Origin of the sequence: Parabacteroides sp. TM07-1AC, assembly GCF_003480915.1 — a bacterium.
Classification (GTDB): domain Bacteria; phylum Bacteroidota; class Bacteroidia; order Bacteroidales; family Tannerellaceae; genus Parabacteroides; species Parabacteroides chongii.
The window spans coordinates 285,913-306,634 of the sequence record NZ_QUKD01000005.1 but is presented as its reverse complement, the minus strand read 5'-3'; the positions used below and the strand labels follow the sequence as shown (position 1 = coordinate 306,634).

The 20,722-nt window shown below is 46.3% G+C and carries 18 protein-coding genes; 6 read left to right on the top strand and 12 right to left on the bottom strand.

Annotation, left to right across the window (positions count from 1 at the left end; genetic code table 11):
* Positions 1 to 148: 148 nt before the first annotated feature.
* Together DXD68_RS12995 and DXD68_RS12990 are read left to right on the top strand one after the other, a co-directional pair.
* Positions 149 to 466: a type II toxin-antitoxin system RelE/ParE family toxin gene (locus tag DXD68_RS12995; RefSeq protein WP_122361990.1), complete on the top strand. Its 318-nt coding sequence runs from the start codon at positions 149 to 151 to the stop codon at positions 464 to 466.
* Between the two features lie 9 nt (positions 467 to 475).
* A complete protein-coding gene (locus tag DXD68_RS12990) occupies positions 476 to 820 on the top strand; it encodes a HigA family addiction module antitoxin (RefSeq protein ID WP_122361989.1) in 345 nt (114 codons plus the stop codon).
* An 11-nt stretch (positions 821 to 831) separates the two neighbouring features.
* Here DXD68_RS12990 and ybeY read toward each other — a convergent pair whose 3' ends face one another.
* Together ybeY and DXD68_RS12980 are read right to left on the bottom strand one after the other, a co-directional pair.
* On the bottom strand, positions 832 to 1,266 hold the full coding sequence (gene ybeY, locus DXD68_RS12985) for an rRNA maturation RNase YbeY (protein WP_122361988.1): 435 nt from the start codon (positions 1,264 to 1,266) through the stop codon (positions 832 to 834).
* Between the two features lie 132 nt (positions 1,267 to 1,398).
* Positions 1,399 to 2,634 (bottom strand): nucleoside recognition domain-containing protein, encoded by a 1,236-nt coding sequence (locus tag DXD68_RS12980; protein WP_075559693.1) that lies wholly within the window; start codon positions 2,632 to 2,634, stop codon positions 1,399 to 1,401.
* Positions 2,635 to 2,718: 84 nt separating this feature from the next.
* Here DXD68_RS12980 and DXD68_RS12975 point away from each other — a divergent pair, with 84 nt between their 5' ends.
* From DXD68_RS12975 to DXD68_RS12965, 3 genes are read left to right on the top strand one after another with little or no spacing between them, the layout of a single operon-like run.
* On the top strand, positions 2,719 to 3,681 hold the full coding sequence (locus tag DXD68_RS12975; protein WP_122361987.1) for a 2-hydroxyacid dehydrogenase family protein: 963 nt from the start codon (positions 2,719 to 2,721) through the stop codon (positions 3,679 to 3,681).
* Positions 3,678 to 4,379 carry a DNA alkylation repair protein gene (locus DXD68_RS12970; RefSeq protein WP_122361986.1) on the top strand — a complete coding sequence of 234 codons (702 nt, stop codon included), beginning with the start codon at positions 3,678 to 3,680 and terminating at the stop codon, positions 4,377 to 4,379. Before DXD68_RS12975 ends, DXD68_RS12970 begins: the two co-directional genes overlap by 4 nt.
* A 3-nt stretch (positions 4,380 to 4,382) precedes the next feature.
* Positions 4,383 to 5,159 carry a TIGR02757 family protein gene (locus tag DXD68_RS12965; RefSeq protein ID WP_122361985.1) on the top strand — a complete coding sequence of 259 codons (777 nt, stop codon included), beginning with the start codon at positions 4,383 to 4,385 and terminating at the stop codon, positions 5,157 to 5,159.
* 723 nt (positions 5,160 to 5,882) lie between these two features.
* On the opposite strand, the gene DXD68_RS12960 is transcribed toward DXD68_RS12965, so the two are convergent.
* The 10 genes from DXD68_RS12960 to DXD68_RS12915 all read right to left on the bottom strand — a co-directional run bounded on the left by DXD68_RS12960 (position 5,883) and on the right by DXD68_RS12915 (position 19,501).
* A complete protein-coding gene (locus tag DXD68_RS12960; protein WP_122361984.1) occupies positions 5,883 to 7,088 on the bottom strand; it encodes a cyclically-permuted mutarotase family protein in 1,206 nt (401 codons plus the stop codon).
* Positions 7,089 to 7,106: 18 nt separating this feature from the next.
* Positions 7,107 to 9,206 (bottom strand): GDSL-type esterase/lipase family protein, encoded by a 2,100-nt coding sequence (locus DXD68_RS12955; RefSeq protein ID WP_122361983.1) that lies wholly within the window; start codon positions 9,204 to 9,206, stop codon positions 7,107 to 7,109.
* 15 nt (positions 9,207 to 9,221) lie between these two features.
* Positions 9,222 to 11,231, bottom strand: coding sequence for a family 20 glycosylhydrolase (locus DXD68_RS12950; protein ID WP_122361982.1), 2,010 nt, complete (start codon positions 11,229 to 11,231; stop codon positions 9,222 to 9,224).
* A gap of 4 nt (positions 11,232 to 11,235) precedes the next feature.
* Entirely contained in the window at positions 11,236 to 12,858 is a 1,623-nt protein-coding gene (locus DXD68_RS12945) for a sialidase family protein (protein WP_122361981.1), read from the bottom strand.
* A gap of 99 nt (positions 12,859 to 12,957) precedes the next feature.
* The gene (locus DXD68_RS12940; RefSeq protein WP_122361980.1) at positions 12,958 to 14,202 is read right to left on the bottom strand and encodes an MFS transporter; all 1,245 of its coding nucleotides are present in this window, start codon (positions 14,200 to 14,202) and stop codon (positions 12,958 to 12,960) included.
* A gap of 49 nt (positions 14,203 to 14,251) precedes the next feature.
* Positions 14,252 to 15,454 carry an AGE family epimerase/isomerase gene (locus tag DXD68_RS12935; RefSeq protein WP_122361979.1) on the bottom strand — a complete coding sequence of 401 codons (1,203 nt, stop codon included), beginning with the start codon at positions 15,452 to 15,454 and terminating at the stop codon, positions 14,252 to 14,254.
* A 5-nt stretch (positions 15,455 to 15,459) separates the two neighbouring features.
* On the bottom strand, positions 15,460 to 16,377 hold the full coding sequence (locus tag DXD68_RS12930) for a dihydrodipicolinate synthase family protein (protein ID WP_122361978.1): 918 nt from the start codon (positions 16,375 to 16,377) through the stop codon (positions 15,460 to 15,462).
* Between the two features lie 216 nt (positions 16,378 to 16,593).
* Positions 16,594 to 17,805 (bottom strand): ROK family transcriptional regulator, encoded by a 1,212-nt coding sequence (locus DXD68_RS12925; protein ID WP_122361977.1) that lies wholly within the window; start codon positions 17,803 to 17,805, stop codon positions 16,594 to 16,596.
* Positions 17,806 to 17,877: 72 nt separating this feature from the next.
* Complete coding sequence (locus tag DXD68_RS12920) at positions 17,878 to 18,567, bottom strand: ATP-binding cassette domain-containing protein (RefSeq protein WP_122361976.1); 690 nt, start codon at positions 18,565 to 18,567, stop codon at positions 17,878 to 17,880.
* Complete coding sequence (locus DXD68_RS12915) at positions 18,533 to 19,501, bottom strand: hypothetical protein (RefSeq protein WP_122361975.1); 969 nt, start codon at positions 19,499 to 19,501, stop codon at positions 18,533 to 18,535. Before DXD68_RS12915 ends, DXD68_RS12920 begins: the two co-directional genes overlap by 35 nt.
* A gap of 167 nt (positions 19,502 to 19,668) precedes the next feature.
* Between DXD68_RS12915 and ruvB the strand changes: the two genes are divergently transcribed.
* Positions 19,669 to 20,694, top strand: coding sequence for a Holliday junction branch migration DNA helicase RuvB (gene ruvB / locus DXD68_RS12910; protein WP_122362077.1), 1,026 nt, complete (start codon positions 19,669 to 19,671; stop codon positions 20,692 to 20,694).
* Positions 20,695 to 20,722 lie beyond the last annotated feature (28 nt).

Below are 20,722 nucleotides of genomic sequence, written 5' to 3'. Positions count from 1 at the left end.
TCCTGTTTGGGCGGGAAATGAGTAAATGGCAGTTACGGGTGAGTATCAGGATTGGTTTATCTTAACTGTTCCGATAACAAAGAAATGAAATTCACTTTTTTGTGAATCAGTATAAAAGTACTATATTTGCATATTATACGAGGACAATATGGTTGTTACATTTGAAGAAACATATTTGCGGGAACTGTACGAGATAGGTAGAGCGGAAGATAAAAATCATCGATATCAACCTGACATTGTAAAGCGCTATCAAAGATGTATACAATTGATGAAAAGTGTACCGGATATTAACTCTTTAGTAAAATACAATTCATTGAATTATGAAATACTGAAAGGTGATAAAAAAGGTATTTCGTCTATAAGGGTGAACAACAAATACCGGATAGAATTTACGGTGAATGAATCTTCTGAAGAACCAATTGTGATTGTTTGTAATATACTTGATTTGTCAAACCATTATAAATGAATAGTAGTAATGATAACATTGAAAGGAATTGATTCCAACATGATAGCTAATAATCTGACTCCATCTGAGCCGATACATCCGGGTAGTATAATAAAAGATGAAATTGAATATCGTAATATCTCTCAAAAAAGACTTGCTGAGCAGATGGGAGTTTCTCCGACATTACTTAATGAAATATTAAACGGTAAACGCCCTATTTCTGCAGAATATGCGCTTTTATTTGAAGCTGCTCTTGGTCTTGATGCTGATCCTCTGCTTAAAATGCAGGCTGAGTACAATATGCAAAAGGTAAAGTCAGATAAGACATTCTTAGAAAGACTCGCTAGTGTCAGAAAGTTTTCTGCGGCATTGTAATAATGCCGGGATCACCCCTCCCGGCATTCCTCCGGCAAAATAGCCAAAGCCTTATTTTCGTTTTCTTCCATGATCTCCCTCTCCCCCGGGCCTTTGTCGTTGATGCCGCATAGATGAAGAATTCCGTGGATGATCGTGCGGTGCAATTCTTCGTTGTAAGGTGTTTCGAACTTTTCTGAATTTGTTTTCACTGTATCCAGGCTGATGAAGAGGTCACCTGATATTTTGTTGCCGCTGGTGTAATCGAATGTGATGATATCGGTGTAATAATCGTGTTGCAGATACTGGCGGTTTACCTCCAGGATCTTTTCGTCGGAACAAAAGATATAGCTGATATCCCCTGTCTTTTTCCCGTATGTTTCTGTCACCGCTTTGATCCAGCTGCTGACAGCTCTCTTTTTGATAGCCGGAAGTTCGATGTCTTCCGCGTAAAATGATATTGCCATAATGCTATTATTAATCTTGTTTCTTTATCAGAATGATTTGTTAAAAAATATTACCCGGTATACTAATTCCAATTACCTGCACTAGTAATCCGATTTACCCGGTATAGTAGTGACATTTTGATAATACGGAATTTACTGGGCAAAGAATAAATAAGTGAGTGCTATTGCTGCAATAGCCCCCGCCAGGTCAGCCAGTAAAGAACACTGTACCGTGTACCGTGTGTTACGGATTCCTACACTGCCATAATAAAGGGCCACCACATAAAAAGTAGTATCGGCAGAACCCTGTACGATCGACGAAAGGCGTCCGACAAACGAATCTGCTCCATATGTTCGCATCGCATCCAGCATCATGCCACGGGCACCGCTACCACTCAACGGCTTCATCAGTATGGTTGGCAACCCGCCGACAAAATCGGCATTCAGCCCTACCGCCTCTACTCCTGTCCGGATACCTCCTATCACAAAATCCATTGCACCCGATGCACGGAATACACCGATGGCTACCAGTACCGCTATCAGGTATGGAATGATTGTTATGGCTGTCTTGAAGCCCTCTTTGGCCCCTTCGATAAAAGTGTCGTAGACATTGATCTTTTTGCGTACGCCGCTTACGATGAATCCGCAGATAATGGTAAACAACAACGTATTGGCGAAGACTGTCGAATAAAGCGATACCTGTTCCTGCTCCAGCGAGTTGAATAACCAAACGAGCCCTCCGATAAAAGCTGCTACTCCTCCGAAGAATAACAGCAGGTTTTTCTGAAGGATATTGATACGCTGTTTAATACAAACAGCCAGGATAGCTATCAATGTAGAAGTAAATGTCGCCAACATGATCGGCAGAAATACATCCGATGGATTGGCCGCTCCCAGCTGTGCCCTGTACATCATGATCGTGATAGGGATCAGTGTCAGTCCGGAGGCATTGATACATAAGAACATGATCATCGGGTTGCTGGCTGATTCCTTGTCCGTGTTGAATTCCTGTAATTGCTGCATCGCTTTTAATCCCATCGGAGTCGCAGCATTATCCAGTCCCAGCAAGTTGGCGGAGAAGTTCATAAAGATAGAACCTGTTGCCGGATGGCCTTTGGGGATATCGGGAAAGAGTTTGCTGAACACCGGAGCAGCCAACCGGGCAAACGACTGAATCACCCCTCCCTTTTCACCGATCTTCATAATGCCTAGCCAAAGCGACAAGATACCTGTTAAGCCTAATGATATTTCAAATCCACTTTTGGCTGAATCGAATGTGGCATTAATGATATCGGTAAATACCACTGTATCGCCTGCAAAGATCAGTTTACCCAGTGCGACAACGAATGCGATAAGAAAGAAAGCAATCCAAATGTAGTTTAGAACCATACTGTTTTAATATTATGCTCACAAAAATAGGAATTTATTAACGATAGATTTGTATTTTTGCCCGAATAATAATCGTAATGACTTATGACAAAGATATTAGTAACCTACGACATGTTCCGTGAAGGCTTCACGGAACTGGAAAGCAAGTATGATGTGACTTTTCCCGACGGAAGAGATTTCACCTATGAGGAAGTGTTCGAAATGATTCCGGAGTATGATGTATTATGCTCCATGTTCGACTTTCCGGTAAACAAGGAATTGATAGACCATGCACCCAATCTGAAAATGGTGGCCAATTATGCAGTGGGTTACAATAATATCGATGTGGCTTACTGCCTGGAAAAAGGTATTACGGTAGCCAATACCCCTGACCCGGTGACCGCCCCTACCGCCAACCTGGCACTCGGTCTGATGATCGACACCGCCCGCCGCATTACCGAATGCGACCGTAAGTTGCGCACTTTAGGCAAGGAAATGAAAATAGGCGTACTCGAAAATCTGGGTGTGAATATTACCGGACAAACATTGGGTATTATCGGTATGGGACGCATTGGAAAGGCGCTTGCCAAACGTGCGAACGCCTGTGGCATGGAAGTGATCTACCATAATCGCCGCCAATTATATGTGGATGAAGAAACGAAACTGAACGTGACTTACGCCTCTATGGAGGAACTCTTGGCACAATCCGATTTCGTTTCTTTGAATGCTCCTTATACCCCCGACACCTATCATATCATCGGTGAAGAAGAGTTGAAGCAGATGAAGCCGTCCGCTATCCTGATTAACACCGCCCGCGGCCCGTTGGTAGACGAACAGGCGCTGGTGAAGGCTTTGCAGGACGGAACGATTCATGGTGCCGGTCTGGATGTATTTGAATTCGGCGATTATCCGCTGCCGGAATTATTGGAAATGGATAATGTCGTATTGACCCCGCATATCGGAACGCAGACACTGGATGTACGTATCGTCATGGCCCGTACGGTTTGTAATAACGTCATCGGATTTTTGGAAGGCGACCGTCCCGTATCACGTGTCATGCGTCCATGACGGCGGAGTTTGTATTGAGCGAACTTCTCTCGATGGCGAATCCGGAGAAGGCTGTTTTCCTGCAACGTTTCTTTAAAACGGGGCCGGGACAGTATGCCGAAGGCGATGTATTCCTCGGACTGGTCGTTCCCCTCACCCGCAGCATCGCAAAGGCGAACAAGCAAACACCTTTGGCGGAATTGCAGAAACTGATGGATAGCGAATATCACGAAGCACGCCTTTGTGCCCTTTTGATCGCGGTCGAGCAATTCAAAAAGGCTTCGGAAGCCGACCGGAAGAAACTGTACGATTTCTACCTCGGCAATGCCCGCCGGATCAATAACTGGGATCTGGTGGATGTAACTTGTCCGCATCTGGTGGGGCTTTATTTGCTGGATAAAGACCGTTCCCGGTTGTATGAACTGGCGGAAAGCGATTGCCTGTGGGAACAACGCATCGCGATGGTTTCGACAGTGACCTTTATTCGTAACCGTGAATATACCGATACGCTGGCATTGGCGGAAAAACTGATGTCGCATAAACATGACCTGATGCATAAGGCTGTGGGCTGGATGCTTCGTGAGGTCGGCAAGAAAGACCGGGAGACGCTGACCGCCTTCCTGGAAGAGTACGCCACCCGTCTCCCCCGCACAGCGCTCCGCTATGCCATCGAGCATTACCCGGAGGATCAGCGTCAGTATTTCCTGAAGAAGAAATAACAGATGGATGAACAGATAAAAGAAAAGCTCCGTCGTTGGGCAAAAGAATATAACGTAGATACCTTTATTCCGGACGATCCGGTGCAGTTTCCGCACCGGTACACCGAAAAGAAAGACATAGAAGTCTCCGCCTTTCTCACCTCCTGGATCTCTTACGGACGACGGGAACTGATCTTGCGGAAGGCAAACGAACTGCATGCGGCGATGGGTGTCAGTCCGTACCGCTGGATTATGGAGGAAGGTTATAAATACTTGCCGGGAAATGCGGTGGAACCGGGCAAAAGGGATACTTTTTACCGTTTCTACACCTACTCCCATCTCCGGCAATTGTGCGAGCGGTTGAAATGTATCTATGAAGAACATGAATCGCTGGAAGATGCCTTGGCTGCCAGTCCATACCCCAATCCGATTACGAAAATACAGGATGTCTTTTCGGGTATCGAAGGTATTCCGGTATTGACCGGTACATCCGCCTGTAAACGTCTGGCTATGTTCCTTCGTTGGATGGTCCGGAAAGACGGTATTGTCGATTTCGGAATCTGGGGAACATCGATACGCCCCCATGAACTGATCATTCCTTTAGATACACATGTCCATCAGATATCCTTGGAACTGGGACTGACCGCTCAAAAGAATGCCACCTTAAAAACAGCCATCGAGATAACCGAAGCTTTGAAAGAGGTCTTTCCCGATGATCCGTGTCTGGGGGATTTTGCGCTGTTTGGGTATGATATAAAACGGTTGAAAGGCAAGAATACAGAAAAGCCCGGCACTAATTGATAACGGGTATTTCCGCATTCTATAAAAGAGTGAAGCGAGCTATCGATGTTTCTTTTGAACATAGCTGTATATGTGACTGATTTACAATTGAAAATATAAGTATTTGTTTCAAACCGGAGGCAAGTTGAAGCTGTTTTTGTTCTAAAAAGGAGGCAAGTTGTGACTGATTTTGTTCCAAACCGGAGGCAAGTAGGTAGTTATTATGTCTTGCGTCGGGGGCAACTGGTACCAGGTCCTGCACCTTTTAATCGTTAATAAGGGAGGAACTACCTGTTAAGTCCTGACTCACTATTCCTACCCTCTACACCCTAGTCGATTACACTGTACACCCTGCGTAGCTACCCTCTACACCCTGGCTGGCTACCCTGTACAGGGTAGTTTTACTGAGTAACGACTTTTGTATTAGTTTCTCCCGACTTAACAGGTAGTTGCCTGACTATTAACAGATAAACTTTCCCTTGCAATACTGGTGACAGATGGCAGATGCAGTTGCAGATAAAAAGAAAGGTCTGCCATATTTTACTATCTGTAAACCTGCTTGTTACATCGTGATGTGACAGATGGCAGATACTTTTTAAAAACTTTGTGTATCTCATGACAGATGACAAACGCCATTGCAAATAAAAAAAGTATTTGCCATGCCTTTATCCCTTGAATAATTGTGTGTTATATCGGGATATTGCAAATGACAAATACTTTTCTGAAACTTTATGTAGAAAGCGTTTATTCTATGATGGCCAGGTTGACCTGTGGGGTACGGATACCCGGTTTTAACTCGCCGTTGACGATAATGAGGCTGTCGCCTTTGAGTATGGCTCCTGCTCCGGCACGGGCTAATGGTTCGTAATCGCCCAGATCGGTCCATTCTTTAGTGAATGTGTTGTATTGCAACAAAGCCGTGTTGAATTTGTACCATTCCACCGGATGGTGCATATAAGTTTTGCCTTCCTCCTGTAACGTCTTGACCAAAGTTGTGTCTCCCTGGGCTTCGGCTGCCTCGATCAGTTTCGGACGGTTGACGGCGGCAAGGAAACGGTCGTAGTTGACACCACCCATCAGCAGGATTGAACTGTCGCCATAAGAGACGGCACAACCTCCGGTGAAGGTGCGATGTTTTCCATCTTTGAATAAAGGCAGTTCTGATTCCGTTCTCCACGTTTTTGTTGCGGGATGGTATGAGAGCATATCGTGAGGCACGATCGCTTCCGTATCGTTCTGAATGGGCTGGAAACCTCCGGCCAGGTAGATACGTACACCGTCTGCTGACTTTTGGGCTACCAGAACAGGCTGGACGCGTGCTGCTCCCGGGAAGTCGGGCTGGTTTACCCAATTGCTTTTTGTTGTTAAGTTCATGGAGAGGAAACTATTGCATGGAAGCATATTTTCGTTTCCTCCGGCCACATACACCGTGTGGTCTGTATAGGTTGCAGAAAGATTGTCCATGGGGGCCGGAAGAGATGGCAGTGTATTGATTTCCGCCTTTTCATCGGTCGTATTCCAGGATAACAGGCATACATCCGGGAAGAAGGTGTCGCTATTGTTTCCTCCGATGCAGATAATACCTTCGGGGGTAGTAACTGCTGCGCCGTAGGCTACCGGAAAAGGTAGATTGCCTGCTTTTTTCCATCCGCCGGCCGGGTTGGAAAGGTCGAGGGCGAATATGTCGCTGTAGTATTTTTTTGCACCGCCTTCTGTGACAGGTTTGTCGGGGAAGTTGCAACCACCGGCTACCAGTAGCATTCCGTTACTTATGCCGGTAAACGGAGCCGATACTCCCAGTGATGCGGTGTCTGCCATGCCCGGCAGGTCGGGTAATTTATTCCAGTTGATCATGATGTTTGCTGTTTTTTCAGATGTAGAATGGTTACATCCTGCCAATGAAAAAAGCAGGAGGATCAACCATCCGGTTATTATTGATTTGTCGTACATCTTGGTATTACTATAAAGTTACTCTTTGGATCTGAATGTGGAAGCCGGAAGTTCGTCCCCGTTCACCAGATTGGCACGGGTGAAAGGTTGCCATCCGTAGCGGACTAATTGGGGACGGTCGATCTTATCGCTCCGGACTTTGACCTTTCCATCGACAATTTCAGCCTCTGCCGGAACAAATAACCCGTCGTATTCGGCTATTTCAAAGGTCCGTATCGGCTGTCCGTCGGAAGTATGCAAGCCCTCTGCATAATCGAAGGTGATATAGGCGGCATCGTCCTTGAACTCAACCGAACGGAAGAGCGGGCCTGATGGAGTGAGCCGATGTCCGTAGGTTTGGTTTAAAGCCCAACGTGCGAGCCGCTCTCCTATTTCACGTTTGTATCTCGGGTGTACGTCCAACGAATCTCCCCGGTCGCTGCTTACCGCCATTCCGCAATTGGGAATTTCCTGCATCATCCGGCGCTGGCTGTCACGGAACCAGGTCCAGCTCGGACGGTCGATACTCGACAGTTGAACATAGTAGAACGGTAGTTCCTCTTGCCAGTTCTCCCGCCAGCTATTCACCAGCAATGGGAACAGACGCTCGTGTGTCTCTATATTCTGTGCATTCGATTCACCCTGATACCAGATGATTCCTCTGATCGGATATTGCTGCAACGGCTCGATGCCTGTTTCATACAGGTAACAGGGTTCGTACGGATGCCGTTGTTGTTTGTTGGTCGATTTCTTTATGTTGAGGGCGGCACGGCCGCGTACCCAATCCTGGATGAAATCGTTCTCTGTCCAGTTATACAGGATATCGGTGAAGTCGAACTCCAGTGTTTTCCGGTCTATCCATGCTTCGGTTCCCGAACCTCCGACAGCATTCAGTATGAGTCCGACCGGAACCTGCAGGCTGTCCGACAACATTCGTCCGAAGGAGAAAGCTACGGCGGAGAACTTATCGGCTGTTTGTTCGTTGCATACCGTCCATTGTGTGTCGTGATAATATTGCAGTCGGTTGAGCGAATCCATTACCGCTTCATCCCATTCCACCGCATTCGTGAACCAGCGTGGCTCCATATTGAACAGGCGTATTTGCGGTTGTTTACCGGCATATTCAGTCAGTTCCTTGTGTTGCAAAGAGACCAGTTCATTCACCCGGAAAGCCATATTTGACTGGCCGGAACAGAGCCATACTTCGCCGATTAAGACATTTTTGTAGACGATCTTTTGTGAATCGCCCGCTTTCTTTTTGCCCTTTTTATCGGAAGAAGCCTCTATCGTCAGCTCATAAGGACCTCCGGCCCGGAGCGGTTCGAGGGTAACAGACCATTTACCGTTCGGGGCTGTCACCGCTTCCTTTTTCTGACCGGCTATTTGAACTGTTACCTTTTGACCGGCATTGGCAATACCGGTTACGGATAACGGCTTTTCCCGCTGCAGGACCATATTGTCTGAGTAAGTGACGGGCATTTGCAACCCTCCGTAATTACCAGTCAGTTCCCGGCAGATCGTCTTTGCCAGGATACCTGCCCCTTCGGCTGTCGGGTGCAGGGCATCGGGCAAGAGATCCGGACGGTTATAAAGTCCTGCCTGGAGATCGATCAATCCGGTATTTCCCAGGCTGGCTATCTCTTCGATTGTCGCCTGTTCCTGCCAGTACCAGTCGCGTGTACCCGACTTGAAACGCGGATGGCGATGAGAGATCGGTGTCATCCGGCAAATCCATATTTTGCATGCCGGGTTTACTTTCCGGAACGATTCGATCAGGGAAAGATAATCCGCGACGAAGTTATCCCGGTAATTCGGCCAGTTGCGCGGATCGGTGTCGTTGAGTCCGAGATGGATGACAACCAGGTCGCCGGCAAAGTCGAGAGCGGCTTTATATTCTTCTTGTTCGCAGTACGGACGATGGCCTTTGTTCAGTAAGGTGGCACCGCTTTTTCCAAAGTTCATTACTTCGTAATCCTCTCCCAGCATACGCTGTAATTGTGCCGGATACGAGTTTACTTCCCGGTTGTCTATGCCTGCACCGTAGGTTACACTGTTACCTACACAAGCCACCTTGATCTTTTTCTGAGCATAGGCGGTCGTGCAGAGTAACAAGCATAGTAATAAAAGAGTTTTTTTCATTGTATGATGATCTGTTTATCTTTTCTTATCCGGCGAGTAGGTCAGTCCGTCCACTGCTTTTTCTCCGTCCAGCGTAACGAGTGCGAAGGTGAACATCCACTTGACGAGCCGTACTTCCGGCAGACGAAATTCCCCTACAGGCAGTTTCATAAACACTTTGTTCCATCCTTTTTGCAGATGGACTTTCGTCGGTTCACGGCCTACACAGTTCTCGTTCCCCAGCGGAACTTCATTCGATTTCTCCTTATGGGTAGCTGCCCATATAGGAGGCAGTATCTCTTCGTCGTTCAGCCATATGCGGCTTCCTTTATAGTCCCATTGTCCCTGTGGCGGGGCGAGGTCCATTTCCGAGCGTCCGTAGTTCTGGAACTCGATCCAGGCACCGGCTTCCTGGTCTTTGGGAGAGTAAACCCAGGTCCAGGCATAAGCGGTATGGTTTTCCTGCGGATCTTTATAGAAGCAGGGAATTGTGTTGCCCCATACATGGCGCAGATAGATTCCGGCTCCTTCGGTGTCGTTGGTGCCGTAGGTCTTTCCTTCGTATGTATAACTGTCTTTCAATTCGGTTTCCGGAGGGAATATGCTGCCCTTGTTTCCGTTATTCGGGAAAGCATCGGTGATGCGCCAGTGGATGCCTGTCTGTTTAACGTACGGGAACGGATAGCCTTTGAAATGATGTTCTTTATGCCAGAGCAGACGCTGCTCGAATTCTGCAAATGCTTTGTATTCCTCGCTGCTTTCCGGAGGCATATTCGTGCCGTATTTATCGAAGTATTCATAGCCGCCCCCTCTCCAGGAACGTTCGGCAATGGTCAGCATGTTCGGATACAGATAATTCTCGTTGATGATTTTCTCTTCCGGTTGTACCAGGCGGTCGTTCCAGACAGCCAGGATCACACCTGCCATATCGTCGCTGCCTTCGGTATGACGGTAGATATTGCTCATGAACAATCCGCGCAGATCGGCAAAAGTATCGAAATGGTTCAGATAATGGAAACGTGAGTCTATGGTGGGGATTCCTTCCTGTAGCTTACCCCGGTAACTCCACATATGGATCATGTCGATCTCTCCCGGCTGATAGTGCCATCCCGGATTCCAGGAGATCACTTTTTTGCCTTTTGACCGTACGAAAGCAACCATTTCGGGAACGAATTGCGGGTTGGTGAATTTCACTTCGTCGGTTCCGATATGCAGGTACGGCACATCGAATGTCTCGCACACTTCTTCGATCAGCTGTTTCAGTATTTTCATGCCTTCCGGACTTTGCATGTCGTGGCGGAAGGTGCTGATGAAAGCGGCACTGTGTCCCGGCATATCAAATTCGGGAATGAGTAATACCTGATGTTGCTTACAGAACTCGACCAGTTCTTTGGCTTCTTCCAATGTGTAGTATTTGCCCGGCATACGAGTCGTATGGACACTGTCGTTGAGCATCGGGAAGATTTTACTTTCCAGGCGCCAGGACTGATTCTCCGTGAGGTGCCAGTGGAATACGTTGATCTTATATTGTGCCAGTTTGGCTATCTCGCGTTTCAGTTCTTCCATCGAGATATACGAACGGCCTACGTCCTGCATAAATCCGCGGATACGGAAAGCGGGCCAGTCTGTAATGGTGCATCCTGTGACATAGGATTTGTCACCCTTTTTCTCCGTCAGCTGGCGGAGCGTCTGGATAGCCCAATACACTCCCTGTTCGGTGGTTGCTTTGATGGAGATTCCCTGCGATGAAACCTGTAGTTTGTAGGCTTCCTCCGGATTTATTTTCGCTTCCGGAAAGTTGTCGGTAAGAGTTACCCGGAACACTTTCCTGCTGGCAGGATTTATGCCGATATTGCTTTCCTGCAGCCAGTCGGTAACCATTTGTTCGGTGTTGCCGTCCAGCGAGAGGGAAATTTCCTTGCCGGAGAAGGTCTGCTTTGTCCAATCCACCTGCTGCGGCCGGGGAAGTAAGTTCAGGCTACCGTCAGCATAGACCGCCGGTAGCCATAAACATAGTATAAATGTTATGAGCAGTTTTTGCTTCATCCGTTTACTTAATAAGGTCAGTGATCCTGATCGCCTGGAAAGTCATGTGTGCAACACTCGACTCATAGAAGATACCGACTGTTTCCTTATCGATCATCGACAGGCAGGAATACCCCCATCCTTCAGCTTCATCCAACAATACCTGATGCTCTGCCGGCCAGGTCAGACCGCCGTCGAGACTGGCTTTGATCGTAATATGGTTACGTCCCTTTGTTGTGTTCGGGTTGGAGAACAATAATAGTTTCTTACCGGTGATATTGTCTTTAGCATCTACCTTGATGAGGCTGGCCATACATACCGGTTCCTGAAGTGCACTGCGATTGGATGGATGTTCCGTCCATGTCTTACCCAGGTCTTTGGTGATGGCTACTGCACGGCTACCGCCACGGTTGTCACGCATGTTCAGCATCAATACACCCGGTTCTACTTCTGCTACCTGTGCTTCGGTAGTATTGGTGCGTGCCAGGTTGTGCAGATGCCATGTTTTACCACGGTCTTTACTGTACATCACACCTGCATTCGGTATGCGTGTTGCATCGATGAACTGAATAGGAAATACAAGAGTTCCGTCCTGCATGGTGATACCACGTCCCGGGCCTTGCAACAGGAAGTACCAGGAAGGATCTTTTACCTGTGAGGTGATATTGATCGGTTCGCTCCAGGTCTTGCCGTCATCTTCACTCTTTACCAGCATTAATTGGGCGGTTTCATCGGGAGTCATGCCCGGCATGGAGTTCCACCAGGCACGTCCGTTACCCATGCCATGCGTCCAGGCGGCAACGATCCAGATCGTGTTTGTCTTTTCATCTACCAGGATGGAAGGATCGCCTACGCCGTTCTGTGCATGAGGCAAACCGCCGGTTTCACCGAAGGTCATGGCAACACGCATCGGTTCCCAGGTCTGTCCTTTGTCGGTACTACGGCTTACACCTATGTCGACCATCTCCTGCAAGTCTACGCTGCTGTTGTAGCGGATATCATAAACACCCAGAAGAGTGCCGTTATTTGTTGTCACCAGTCCTGGGATACGGAATGCTGCGGAACCGTCATCACCTCCCTGACGTACGCCTACACCTACACGACGGGGAGATTCTGCTTTGCCGCTCCAGGTGATTTCCATCGGTTTATTGTTGATGACTGCTTCCGGAAGTGTGAAAGACACTTTTGACAGCAGAGAGGTTTCCGGCTTCATCTCGATACTCACCCAGTAATAGTTTGTACCTTTTACCATCGGCTGTTTGGATGTCAGTGTAATGGTATTGCCCGGAGCGGTTACTTCATCCTGTTTAACGGAATAGGACGGATTGGCTGCCTGGCTATTTCTTCGGGTAAATCCGGTTATGTAAGTGATTGGACTGAAATGAGTCCCTTCCCTTGAAGGTGCTTCGACTCCGCTATAGAACAACCGGACTGCTTTTATGTCGGATGTATTTGTTTCATTACCGAATTGAAGAGTCAGTTTATTTAAGATATCCCCTTTTTGTGCAGGAATACGCATTTCCAACAGCACATTGTCTGTACGATCGATCAGAATCGGGATTTGCTGCTCCCTGACATACAGGCTGTCTGCAGCAATGGCGGTTTGCACGATGAATAGAAGACAGAGATAAAAGATGCTTTTTTTCATGATATTTGTTCTGTGAATTAGTTAATGCTGATTCCAAAGGTAATAAATTCAGGACATGAATACGATTACCTTTGGAGCTTTTTATTGATATTCTTATTGTTAATCCGTCATATTTGCCACTTTCGGACGAAGGAAACATATCTGGATCAGCAAAGCAATGGCTACAAGACCTGCCAGCATGGCAAAATCATGTCCCAGATTTCCGGCATCCGTCGACCTGCCCAGTAGATCCGTGATGGCAGCTCCGGCAAATACTCCTGTCATGTTCATGATACCGTAAGCTGTGGCACGATAGCGGGGAGAAATGAACTGGCAGAGGATCGGCATGTTGTTTGCATCGAAGATACCGAAACCGACGCCGAAGCAAAGTCCGCCTCCTACAATCATCAGGAAGTTATGACCGAAACCGAGCAATAATAGCGATGGAATGGTCAAAGCCAGTCCGATTGCTCCGGTATAGACACGACCGCGTACATTCGTCTGTATCCATTTGTCTGACAGGATGCCACCGACGATAACACCGATAAACGATGACAAAGCGATCGTGATGGTCGACAGTGGTCCGGCTTCCGACATATCTATGGATAAGTTTTCCGAGAACAGGGTCGGCAGCCAGTTTTTCGTTGCCCAACCCGGCAAGCTGGGAGTTGCAAAATAAAGCAGGATGATCCAGAATGATATATTGGTAAACAGCATCCCCATCCCTTTGAGGGCTCCTTTGACCGGATTCTCGACGGCTGCACCGACTTCTTTGATCTTATGAACGATATGGTCTTTCTTGTCTTTCAGAAACAGGATCAGGATGACACTGTAGGCGATTCCGACAATACCGAACCAGTGGAAAGTCGTTTCCCAGGTGAAAGCGCTTGCTACCGTGGCTCCGAAGCCTCCGAGAGCCTGGCCGGTGTAAAGACCGGTCATGTGGATACCCACTGCCAATGAACGGGTTTTTCCCTGGTGATAGTCGGTAATCAAAGATAATCCGGCAGGGATATACAAAGCTTCACTTACCCCCATCAAGGCGCGCAGGAAATAAATTTGGTTGAATGTGGTACAGTAGCCCATCATCAAAGTTACAAACGACCAGACGAATAAACTACCAACGATCAGCCATTTGCGGTTTACCCTGTCGGCAATCATACCTGCTACAGGGCTCATGAATCCGTAAATCCAAAGGAATACGGCCATCAGGCGACCGAAGTTGGCTGCCGATTCCAGTTCGGTGATGTCGATCATCATTGCATCTTTCATGGTGGAGAGCATCTGCCGGTCCATATAGTTCAGTAGGGCTACTCCCCATAACAGACCGACAACGACCCAGGGATATATCTTTTTATTATTCATTTCGTTCTATTTTATAAGGTGAAAACAAAGTTTGGTTAGGCTGTTCATATTATTTTGAAAGAATTTCTTGGCAAAGCAAGTTACATTTCAGAAGCATCCGGGGGATGTGGAACGGGCCTTTGTACATATTGCCTTTGGCAGGCTGGGAGAGAGTTCCGTCGTAGTGGAAATAGCCGTACCATTCACCATACTCCCTGTCCGGGAAGCGGGCATAGGTATATTCGTTGATCATCCGGTGCATTTCCAGATATTTACTGTCGCCGGTGGCTTCATAGGCATACAATGTGGCAATAATGGCTTCGCATTGAGGCCACCAGAATTTCATATCGTGCCAGTATTCCTGCTGAGGCAGGTTCTTGCAGTCTCTGAAATAGGTAATGCCGCCGTAGGTTTTATCCCATCCCCATTCCCAGGCCCAGTCGAGGATAGTCAGCCCCATCTCTTTCAGTTCGGGGTCCCAGTTCCGGTATTTGGCTTCTTCCAGAATGAACCAGGCAGTTTCGATGGAATGGCCCGGATTGATTGTACGACCGGGTATCGAATCGATGAATTCACCATTAGGTCCTACTGTTTCGAGGATGGTCTTGAACTCCGGTTTCATGAAATCCCGGCGTAGCTCGTCGATGGATTCGTCTATCTGTTTGGTGAGGATCTCGTCATCGATCGCCTCGCGGATACGGGCAGCCGTATCGATCAGGATCATGCATAAAGAGTGCCCTTTGGCAACGAATCCTTCACGGAATTTCGGTTCCAGCAATCCCGGTGTATTTTTATAATAAAGAATCTGTTTGAATAACCGGACGGCTTTCTTCGCATAGCTTTTGTCTCCCGATGCAATGGAATACTGAGCCATGGCAATGGCAGCAAAAGTTTCAGAGAACACATATCTTCTTTTACGTACCGGAATGCCGGTTGCCGTCACTTCATAAAACATACGTCCGTCTTCATCAAAACAGTGTTTTTCGATGAAGTCAATGCCGTTTTTACATGCCTCCAGCCATTCGGGATTTTTTTCGATATGATTATATGCGTAAGCCAGGATGAAAGCGAAACGTCCCTGGAACCATACGGATTTGTTGGAATCCATTAATGAACCATCCCTGTTTAGGCAGGTAAAATAACCGCCGTTTTCCTTGTCGATGCCATATTTCAACCAAAATGGCATGACATCGTTCAGGAAATCATTTTTGTAAACGTCGCCCCAATAGCCTAGATATTCGGTAGGCTGGGCTATATTTGCTTTTGTATCCATAATGATTAGAATTTGTTACATCTTTCAAAGAAGTTGATGGCTTCCAGCTCTGCTTTCATGGCAGCTTCTTCGGCATCGGTCATGTTCTGGAACGGCGTACGGTTCTTGCCGAGGTTCAGACCGATCAGTTTCATGATACGCTTGCCGCCTACGATATTTCCGCGATAATGGCAGATCACGTTGATCACTTCCTGTGAGAAGTTTTGTTTTTCGCGGGCTGTTTCCAGGTCACCTGCTTTCCAGGCTTCGATGATACCGACCAATTCCTTGCCGTTGTAGTTGGTTGTTCCGCCGATACCACCTTGTGCACCGCCCATGGCCAGGCAAGGCAGAATCGTTTCGTCTTGTCCGTGCAGCATGTCGAACTTGCCGTCTTTGTACAATCGGCACTGATTATATTCATACAGGCTCTCGTACGTATATTTGATACCGGCAAAATTAGGAATACGCCCGTCTACTGCTTTCAGGAAATCTACCATAGAAAGGAAAGCGCCGTTGAAGGCCGGAATGTGATAGTAATAGAAAGGCAGTTCCGGTGCTCCGCAAGCAATCTCTTCGCAATATTTCACCAATTCTTCCACACGATTTACCTTGGGGAAAGGAGAAGCCATGGCACCGATTCCCCATGCGCCGATCTTTTGAGCATGAGCAGCCAGGTTCCGGCTTGTTTTTACACAGGTGCTTCCGACATGTACGATCACTTTGAATCCTTCCGGGGCAACTTCCACCCATCTTTCGGCCAGTTTCATGCGCTCTTCTTCGTTCAGCATGTATCCTTCGCCGGATGATCCGTTGATGAATACACCTTTTAATCCGTTGTTGACTAGAAGCTTGGCATAAGCTTCAATGGGTTCGTAATTCACTTCTCCATTTTCATAAAACGGAGTAAAAGGGGCATCGATCAGACCTTTAATTCTTTCCATGGTACTTCGTATTTAATAGTTATTGTTGCTGTTGTTTTAAATATGCGGCAAATATAAATAAAATATTTTAATAATATGGCTTTTGTTTAAGGATATTATTTATTAATAAGCGCATAACAAACCAAATACCAAAGACCTGCCAGTTTGGTAAAAACATAAACAACAGGAAATGTAAAGTTGTGAATTGTAAGGTTTTGGCAATGCACTTCAGGATGATCAATAGCGAATCATACCGAGTATCTTACTTCGGGACAATAAACATGCTCCCAGCACTCCGGCACGTTCACCTAATTTGGATACTTTAATCTCTGTATCCTGACTGACCAGATTCAGTGAATATTTACGGATGGCACTCTTGACCGGCAGACTGAGGTATTCACCTGTCAGGGATAATGTACCGCCTAATACAACCAGTTCCGGATTAAAGATATTCATTAGTCCGGCAATACTTCTTCCCAGGTTGACGCCCATTTCTTCCAGTATTTCGATACATAGTACATCCTCTTTTTGTATGGCTTCGATCATATCCTCCATGGTGATCTCCTCGTTTTGGTCTATTTTCTTGGCCAGGATGGTGCTGCTTCCTTCTTTGTATTTTTCGAGCAGTTTGCGATGAAGTGCAGAACCGGAAGCTTCGGTTTCAATGCAACCTTTTTTGCCGCAATGGCATAATATTTCATTATCAAAGAAACAGAAGTGTCCGAATTCACCGGAAAAACCGGATTTACCATAATAAAGTTCCCCGTTTATAAGGATGGCAAGTCCCAGTCCCCAGCTCATATTTATATATAGTATGTTTTTTTCTCCTTTGACGATTCCCTGCATATATTCGCCGTACAGCATGGCCCGACTATCATTCTCAATATATATTTTTATCTTGATACGTTCTTCCAGTATTTGTGAAAGAGGTTTTTCGTCGAAATAGAATCTACTGTAACTGTATCCCGATACTGGTTTGACACGCCCTGAGATGTTTACTCCGACAGCCAATATCTTTTCTCTTTCTATCGGGAGCGAATCGATGAATGTATTGATTAACCGGCATAGAGATTCAAGTGCGGCCGGTGTATTTTCCATTAAATAAGGGATGTTTTCTTCTATTCTAACTTTTTCCCCTTTAAAATCAACGGCTGCCAGATTTATTTTATTCTTGTATATGTCTACACCCACAAAGTAGCCGGATGTCGGATTCAGTCCGTAGATATTCGGTTTTCGTCCTCCGCTGGTATCTTGTTTCCCGAAGTCCAGTATATAACCATCTTCTTGTAGTTCACCGATCAGTTTGGTGACGGTCGGGATACTTAAATCCATTTCTTTACATAGCTCAGCAATTGTAGCATCACCATTGGCAATGTAGAAATGTATGATTTTCTTTTTAAGAAGCTCACTACGTGTGCAGTCATTTGTAATGAGGAATTTTGTATTCATGGCTATATTATTTACAGTTATATGATTATATGGCAAAAATAGATAAATAAATTTCAAATCTCTCTCTTCTTCTTAAATAAGTTTTCTTATCTGATCGGAAGCCCGGTTTTCTATAGTAGAATAGAGTAACTTCTGTAGCATTCCGAATTGCTCTTTGGAATAGCTATGGTCGATGATGCCGTGATCGATATGGTGGATCTGGTCGCAGCTGGAAGTCAATGTTTCGAAAACATGTGATGTAACCAACACCGTTTTGCCTCCTTCCCGGAGTTGTTGCAGGATAAGAGTGAGGATGTGTGCACTTTCCAGGTCCAATCCGTTGAAAGGCTCGTCCAGGATCAGAATCGGCTTATCCGGTTTGAGGACGGCCAGCAAGGCGAGTTTCTTTCTCATCCCTGTGGAATAGTTTTCTGTGATATCATCCAGTGGAATATGGAAAAGCTGTTGCCAGCTCTCTGTGTCAAATCCGTTTTCGCCTGCCGGAAAAAGATTCAGGTATTCCCGTCCTGTCATATAAGGGTAAAAATAGTTTTCGGCTTCCAGATACGCTATATCTTTTCTTTTCAGAGCTGTGTCCTTGTAAAGGACCGAACCTTCGGACGGGCGGATGAAAGCATAAAGCGTATTCAGCAAGGTGGTCTTTCCTGCACCGTTCAAGCCGACCAAACCATGTATTTTACCCGGTTCCATCGAGAGGTTGATCCCTTTCAGGACAGGAGATTCTTTTTTATATTCTACTTGCAGATTCCGGATTGTAAGCATATAAATAGGTTGTTAGAGTCCGGCGTGCCGCCAGATAGTTTTTGATCAGGAAAAACAGGATAACCGGTAAAAGAACCGGAAGGAAAATGCTTATTACAGCAACAGTAAGGGGCACTTGTCCTCCTGTTATCTTAGTGCCAGGCAGATAATGGGTATATTTGTTTACAATGAATAACGATATATTAAGGGATACTGCGGCTAGAAAGGTGAGGATAAGCCACCAGTGTTCCGGATATAAAAACGTATATATCACGCAAACGGGAATTATCGCGCAGAAGAATAATTTAAGATACAGGAACAGTTTCCTGTGCAGAAACTTATTGGCAGGGAGTTCCTGTGCACAGAGTATCTGTACCGGCTCTGAAAATCGGAATAGATCGGATAATATAACCGTAAAGAACCAAAATGATGCCAAAGAGGCGAAAGGCAGCAACAGACCTACCCATGCACTGATATAAAGAACCAATAGCAAGCCACCGTATTTTCGTATTCCTGACCGTAGTTCAAAGGCTTCTGCCGGTATCCATTCAGGAGAATCTATCCCTTTCTTTGTCCGGTGAAAAGGCTGTTTTATGAAACTGACTCCCAGGCATCCTATTATAATTGCCAGCGATATATACCAAAATGAATTTATTAGTATAATAATAAAGAACGGTAAGGATAATAAGATGTAATCTATGCAAAATACTTTCCAGGCATTCCTTTCCGCAAGAAAGATGAAATGGTAGTCTTTTCTTCCTAACTGAAACAAAGACAGAAGTGTCTGCAAGAGGGCTGCTATGATCAGGCATCCTGTTAATTCCTTTGTAAATTGGTACAGTGCAATTCCGGGGATAAGCAAAATGCCTGTTATCGCAATCAGATAGATCACAGGAATTTCACGGATAAACTTTCCCGACTGCCGGAGCCTGAAACGAAGGAATGCACTGTTCATGGGTGTTCAATTAACGTTCCCGACAAATGTAGGGAATTTTATCTATTTCAGATTAGTATACATGGTAATTGTATTTTGCATCGGGAAGAAATTTGTATTTGCTAATAGGCGGCTATCCGGTGTAAAGCGAATATATTTACTATCTTTGCGAGGCAATGAGCAAAAATATGGAAGACGATTTTGATATAAGAGATACCCGTATGCCGGAAAGTGAACGAGAGTACGAGAATGCACTCCGTCCCCTTTCTTTTCACGATTTCAGCGGACAGGCCAAAGTAGTCGAGAACCTGAAAATCTTTGTAATGGCTGCCCGTATGCGTAAAGAAGCATTGGATCATGTATTGCTGCATGGACCTCCCGGACTGGGAAAAACGACATTATCGAATATTATCGCCAATGAACTGGGAGTAGGTTTTAAAGTGACTTCCGGGCCGGTGTTGGATAAGCCCGGCGATCTGGCGGGTGTGCTGACTTCGCTGGAAAAGGATGATGTCCTTTTTATCGATGAGATTCACCGTCTGAGTCCGATCGTGGAAGAATATTTGTATTCGGCTATGGAGGATTACCGGATCGACATTATGATCGATAAAGGACCGAGCGCCCGTTCCATCCAAATAGACTTGGCGCCTTTTACGTTGGTGGGGGCAACTACCCGTAGCGGTTTGCTGACCAGTCCGTTGCGTGCCCGTTTCGGGATCAATATGCACCTCGAATATTATGAGATGGAGACATTGACGAAGATCATTCTTCGTAGTGCGGATATCCTGAATGTAAAATGCGAACTGAGTGCAGCCAAGGAAATAGCTTCCCGCAGCCGTGGAACTCCTCGTATTGCCAATGCGTTGTTGCGTCGTGTGCGTGACTTTGCACAGGTGAAAGGTTCCGGCGAAATAGACAAGGCTATATCCTGCTATGCGTTGGAGGCGTTAAATATTGACCGATACGGTCTGGATCAGATAGATAATAAGTTACTGACAACAATTATAGACAAATTTGGCGGAGGTCCGGTCGGCCTGACGACTATTGCTACGGCTTTAGGTGAAGATCCCGGAACGCTGGAAGAAGTATATGAACCTTTCCTGATCAAAGAAGGATTTATCAAACGCACACCGCGGGGCCGCGAGGTAACGGAACTGGCTTATACCCATTTGGGACGGACGCGGGGTGACGGAGTGATAGGTTCTTTATTTTAATTGTCAATTGTCAATTATCAATTGTTTA